We start from the raw sequence: 6,000 nt of genomic DNA, 5'->3' as shown, positions 1-6,000 counted from the left end.
GGGTAGCCAAGTACGGACGGGATAAGCGCTGAAAGCATCTAAGCGTGAAGCCCCCCTCAAGATGAGATTTCCCAATTCGTAAGACCCCTTGAAGACGACGAGGTTGATAGGTTCGGGGTGGAAGCACGGCAACGTGTGGAGCTGACGAATACTAATCGGTCGAGGGCTTATCCTAAATAACCCCACAAAGTGAAGCGAATGCTTCGAGGATTATTCCTGATACTTTGCGGGGACCCCAAAACAGCTAAAATGATCACTACAGCTAAACTTTCGTATCCAGTTTTCAAGGTACAAACCTTGATCCGTTTGGTGGCGATGGCGGAGGGGAACCACGCGTTCCCATACCGAACACGACCGTTAAGCCCTCCAGCGCCGATGGTACTTGGACCGCAGGGTCCTGGGAGAGTAGGACGTCGCCAAGCACAGATAACCTACCGTAGTTGATACGGTAGGTTTTTTGTTGTGCATAGACCATTTCGGATGATAGCTGCGCCATCCGAAATGGTCTGGCGACGTTTCTCTCCCAGTTGGGAGAGTGTCTGAACCTTGTGATCGAACTGATCGAAGCAATTCGATGATGCATGACCCGGCCTGAAGAGGAAGGTTCAGACGCCGACCGTTGATGTAACTCTGCGAAGAGTATTCATCCCGGTGCGGAATGGATATCGCCAAGCACAGATAACCTACCGTAGTCGATACGGTAGGTTTCTTGTTGTGCATAGACCATTTCGGATGATGGTTCCGCTATCTGAAATGGTCTAGCGACGTTCGTCTCCCAACGGGGAGAGTGTCTGAACCTTCCGTTCGCAGCAATTCGATGATGTATGACCTGACTTTATTTTTTACTGAGTGGTTGCTGCATACGCTGTTGCTGCGGCGGAAAGGTAGTAGGCTAATCCTGTTTGCTGGCTCTCTAACATCTGAAGATGGAAGTCGTCGCTTAAGAAGAACTGTGTTTGCGCTGCAAAATCTACCGGCGATAGCCGATGGCCATGCTCATTCAAAAAAAGGAGATGGTCACGAATTAGCCGAGTTACCTTGTCATCCTGATGCTTAATGCCTTCCCTCAAACAATCGGCTATAGCATTCATAAAAGTCATTGCCTCGGCTGCTTGTTCATTTAGCTCTGGAACATCTGTAGTGTTAACCTTTAGAGGCTCCATCCCGTAGCTTTCCTTCAGGTGCTGGTTCTGTTCCATTAATGCATGGTCCCACTCTTCAGCGGTAGTTAAGCCTTTGAACATGTCCTTGTTATCCATAGCTCTTCCTTCCTCCAAACAATTCAAAGATTTGCGTAAAGTTTCTACGATGGACTCCAGTCTTTGTTTTCGATCAAACAGCAATTTCTCTTGGTGAGCGAGAATGGATTTCCGGTCTGAGTGGCGCTCAAGCATCTCTTTAATTTGGTGTAAAGGGAATTCCAATTCTCTATAAAACAAAATCTCCTGCAAACGTTCCAATTCCGTATCTCCGTATAATCGGTAACCGGACTCGCTAATTTCTCTCGGAAGCAGCAGCCCTATCTTGTGATAATGATGAAGGGTCTTGATTGTAACATTAGACATCTCCGATACTTCCTTAACGGTATACAAAACGTTTCTTCCTCCTTTCATTTTGAAGTTTAAGGTCTGACCCAAGAGGAGAGTCAAGATAAAGATCAAACGGTCATACATTGATTTTGTTCTGCTATAATAAAAGGGCATAATTGGAAATAAGAGATTGGGTTTCAAATGAGGGGAGAGGCTGCTGCATGAAGAAGTTGGTGTTTGGTATGTTTATTTTATCCGTATTGGTTATTTTAATCTTTTCAAAAAATATGGACAAGCGGGATGGAGCTTACCTAGTCACGACCGTGGCTGAACAACAATATGATCAGGATCAGCCAGACAAGCTGTTTTCTTCTATTCTACAAGGAGTTGTAGACTTAGAAGAGGAAATTGATTATTTAAGTTTAGCGGACGAGAAAACGATTCGTATAGAGGTTGAGGATTCAATAAACGGTACTTATGTTCTTCAGGATTATATTTTGAATCCCGATGGGAAAGCCTCGATTGATTTGGAGGCAAACCCTATTGCTTTGCTCAGCTCACAAAGCAGTGATTATGAGCCTGGGGCTGTTATTCGCGGCTTCCAGTGGGTAGAGGAGGCGACAGGTAAGGAGTACGGATTTGTCATACGAACGGATGCTCAGCGAACCGAAAAGTGAATACAATTCGGAAACTAGTAATGTGAAAATCGATAAAAAAGGAACTTTTGCTAACGTATCGTTTTGTTTGCAAGGGGTTCCTTTTTCATTTATTATTGGCAGGTTGATGACTGCTTGAGTTGATAGTCTTTATGCGCATTCCCGGCCACGGCCTTGGCATTTTTTAAATAACGTTAATATTTGAGAAGCAAATTCAATTGATGAGATTAAGATTAAGATGTTTGTGAGCAAATATGCAAAAAAACAGAAGGCACGCACATATGGTTGTATGACGAAAGCCTCCAAGCTGGCGGGTGAACGCGAGCCTGGAGGCTTCGATTATGCGTGTATGATGATCCTGTGCGCTAGAGCTTCTCCAACAAACGGATGATAAGTGTGAGAGCTTCGGCCCGGGTGGCGGTTGCGTTCGGATCGAAGCGGTTACCATCCTTGCCTTCGAGCAGGCCCGCTTCTACAGCAGCGCCGACTTCCTTTTGCGCCCATGCCGGAATATCGTCTCTATCGGCGAAAGAGAGTGAGGCGTCCGCGTCCAGCTTCAGACCTGCCGCTCTAGCAATAATGACTGCGAGCTGAGCACGCGTCAGCTGACCGTCCGGGCGGAAGGTCGAATCCTCGAAGCCGCTAATGATGCCTGCGGCCGCAATACGCGCAACATGCGCTTGGGCCCAGCTAGGAATACTGTCGAAGTCCTTCAAGGTATCGGCGTCGCCTTCGCCCTCAAGACCAAGCGCCCGGCTGATCATTACGGCAATTTCGCCGCGTGTTACGATATGATCCGGACGGAAGCTGCCGTCCGAGAAACCGTTCACGATGCCGAGCTCGACAGCGCGGGCAATGCTGGTTTTCGCCCAATGATTCGCCGTATCGTTGAACGCTATTTTTGATCCTTCTGTTCCGCCTTGTTCAGAGTCTTCCTCGTCTTCATTGGACTCGGCTTCGTTCCCAGAATCTTTAGGGTTTTCGCCATTTGTATTCCCGCCTGGATTTGGCAGACTCGGCGGTCCGGCAGGACCTCCCCCGATTACCTCTGGCGAGCTGCCCGCATACGTCGCCGCTGATTCATTAAATTTGAATTGAATATCATACTCATGGTGATAGTTCAGGGAGCTCCAGTCGACCTTTACCCATCCGTTCACGGTGGAAGAAAGATTGGACAGGTTAAACGTGACGATCCGTGTATTGTTGCCGGAATCTCTCGAGGTGCCGCTGCTTCCTCCGATCGTTAGTCCGGTAATTTCGGCGCTTTGTACGACGGTGAAAGAGACCGTTTTGTTACCCCCCGATACGGTTACGAGCGCAGGGCTGATCATGTAATCATTGGCTACCGATGTAGAGCTCGTGCCGTATTTCAGCACCGTAAACGGTACATAGTAGCTTCCATCGGCAGGGTACTGCGGGTTCGTACTGCCGCCAGGCGTTCCCGGGCCTGGTCCTGGGACCGATCCCGGATCGGTTTCTGAAGCTTGGAAAGTATTGACCGCTTCAGTGAGACCGGCCGACGCGGCAGCAATGTTCCCCCGCGTGGCGGACAATTGTGTTCCTGTTAATTTTGCGCTGTTGATCGCTAATTGAAGCGCGGACAGGGCGGGAGCGCCGAACCGTCCTTTTAAATCCCCGTTCGAAGCGCGATCGTGCAGCGCCTGCGCTTCCTCGATTTGTTCGTTGAGATCGTCCAGCAGCGTGCCGTTAAGACTTAAATAAAGGGTCTCCGTAACGTCAGGCGCGGCGGTTGTCGTATATGAAAGCTTTACGATGCCGCTAATGGAATGAGCAGGCTGCGCGCTTGTTCGTTGTATCAGTTGAGCAGAGTATTTGCCGGCGCCAACAGTTAAACCTGTGGGCACTACCTGCAAGGCTGTTTCCTCTTGGAAGGTAGCCGTTCCATCCGTGCTTGGTCTGAAGTAAGAAATCGTTGCGAAATGGTCGGCATCTTCGTTTATCGTAATGTTGGCATGCTCGCGTGGCGTATGTCTTTTCAAAATAGTGGCGGTAGAATCGAAAAGCGAGCTTTTTGTGGAGGGTGCCGCGTCAGCATCGAGCGAGTCCAGTACGATGAGGCGGACATTTGCCGCGACGCTCCGAGACTGGTTGACGTAATCGATGGCCTGAGCAAGCAGGCTGATTTGCTCCTCCACTTTTTCTTGCGTAGCGGATTCGTCTTTGAATACGGCGTCGGCGGCAGCAATGGCATTCTTCATATTAGCGTCAGTCAGCCCGATAATTGCTCCTTCGGCATATACGCCGTTAACGGGGACATACGTCAGTGTTGCGGCAAAGGCCTCAGCCTCTTCGATTGCGGTCTGCAGTCTCGACTTATCTACCGATGGCTCTTCCCCCTCGAATGGAAGACCAGCCGTATCGAAAGCGACCTGCGCCACATACCAATGATCGTACTCGAAGGGTGCCCCGCCTGGAATGAGGTATAGATCCTTGACGACAATGTGCATGAGCACATCTTGCTTAGCCATTACATCTTGAATCGGGAACTCGACCGTTCCGTAATAGCCCTCCACAAGCTTACTCTCCTGCTGAGGACCGCGAACGGCTTGGCCGTCCTTCACCTCGAGCTCGGCAGCAGTCACGAATTCAGAGACGGCCTCCGGACTCGCAGAAGGCGTACCGCCCGGCTTTAGGCTGCCCCAATATTCGAACCAGTCATAGTTTTTAAAAGTGATCCGCAGCTTATATTCGCCATTATTTGCAATAAGCTTTCCCGTTGTAGATTCGAGATAAGTATGGGCGACTGACGCTTCATTTGTGTTGTCCTTCAGGATTTGGACATTGACGTCATATTCGCCATCCCGCACTTTAGAGGCAGGTCGTGGTGCAGTCTCTGCCGCTGCGGCCTGAGCTGCAGATAGGAGCAGCATGCAGGCCAGCAGTATGGACATGAACCGTTGAAGCTTCTTTTTAGAAAACATGATGATGACTCTCTCCTTTGCATATTGTTGCGAAGAAAGCGGCGGACCGCCTTCGCGGCGCAAGCGACAAGCAGAGCGGGGTGCCGACCTGCCTGTCGCTTGCGCCGCGAAAACACCGATGCCGAAACAGGAAGGCGAGCGCTCCGCAAAAGCTGGAATAAGCACTTCGCCATGAAACGCGCTGCGCCGCGCAATGACGGCGACAGCGGTTTCGGCTGGTTATTCGTTAACGGTTTACAGCCATTCAATCTGAATTTCGTGAGTAGCGTTATAGAGTCCAAAGACCGAAACGGTAATTTTTGCTTTCGCGTTTTCGCTAAAATCGTAAATCGGGAATGTATAGTAAACCACGCCGCCGGATGTCGTGCCGGTATATGGCGTATAGGTCGCGCCGCCGTCATGCGAAATGCTGAGACCGTTAATGCTGTAGAGGGACGATGTCGTGAATCCAAGCGTCACCGTCTCTCCGTCGTTGGCTACGGATGCAGGCTTAACGGCATATCCGTCGGCGGTCGACGTTTGAGTCGGATCGGAAGCTTTGACGATTCGGAAATCTTGGCTCGTTGCCGCGGAGGCGGAACCTACGATCATGACAACGGAAAGCATAAGAGCGAGAATTAGAGCAGGCAGTCCTTTTTTCAATGTGAATGACATAGTAAAATCTCTCCTTTAATTTTCAAAGTGTCATCTCCCTACAGAGACGCGAGCTTAAGCAGCCAATACTTGTGCAATGGGACAGGCACCCTTCCCTCCTTTCTACCAGGTTCAGCAGGAACAACCACAGAAACAAAACTATTTTGTAGATAATGATAATCATTATCGTTCATGGTGCAAAAAAAATTTCTGTGGCAGAAGTCGGACGCACCGGTATAC

4 protein-coding genes and 2 rRNA genes are annotated in these 6,000 nt (G+C 49.7%); 3 read left to right on the top strand and 3 right to left on the bottom strand.

The window, feature by feature from the left end; all coding sequences use genetic code 11:
• Window positions 1–175, top strand: a 23S ribosomal RNA gene (locus tag D3P08_RS25010); the annotation flags it as partial.
• Window positions 176–305: 130 nt separating this feature from the next.
• Window positions 306–422: ribosomal RNA gene (rrf, locus tag D3P08_RS25005) — 5S ribosomal RNA — on the top strand.
• 420 nt (window positions 423–842) lie between these two features.
• On the opposite strand, the gene D3P08_RS25000 is transcribed toward rrf, so the two are convergent.
• Window positions 843–1,613 carry a MerR family transcriptional regulator gene (locus D3P08_RS25000; RefSeq protein ID WP_119602860.1) on the bottom strand — a complete coding sequence of 257 codons (771 nt, stop codon included), beginning with the start codon at window positions 1,611–1,613 and terminating at the stop codon, window positions 843–845.
• Between the two features lie 137 nt (window positions 1,614–1,750).
• Between D3P08_RS25000 and D3P08_RS24995 the strand changes: the two genes are divergently transcribed.
• The gene (locus D3P08_RS24995; RefSeq protein WP_119602854.1) at window positions 1,751–2,206 is read left to right on the top strand and encodes a hypothetical protein; all 456 of its coding nucleotides are present in this window, start codon (window positions 1,751–1,753) and stop codon (window positions 2,204–2,206) included.
• A gap of 344 nt (window positions 2,207–2,550) precedes the next feature.
• On the opposite strand, the gene D3P08_RS24990 is transcribed toward D3P08_RS24995, so the two are convergent.
• Together D3P08_RS24990 and D3P08_RS24985 are read right to left on the bottom strand one after the other, a co-directional pair.
• The gene (locus tag D3P08_RS24990) at window positions 2,551–5,127 is read right to left on the bottom strand and encodes an NEAT domain-containing protein (protein WP_119602853.1); all 2,577 of its coding nucleotides are present in this window, start codon (window positions 5,125–5,127) and stop codon (window positions 2,551–2,553) included.
• A 234-nt stretch (window positions 5,128–5,361) separates the two neighbouring features.
• A complete protein-coding gene (locus D3P08_RS24985; RefSeq protein ID WP_119602852.1) occupies window positions 5,362–5,781 on the bottom strand; it encodes an NEAT domain-containing protein in 420 nt (139 codons plus the stop codon).
• Between the last annotated feature and the right edge of the window lie 219 nt (window positions 5,782–6,000).

Source organism: Paenibacillus nanensis, assembly GCF_003583765.1.
In the GTDB taxonomy this organism is placed as follows: domain Bacteria; phylum Bacillota; class Bacilli; order Paenibacillales; family Paenibacillaceae; genus Pristimantibacillus; species Pristimantibacillus nanensis.
Note: the sequence above shows the minus strand (reverse complement) of the source record. Positions and strands in the feature narration are given on the sequence as shown.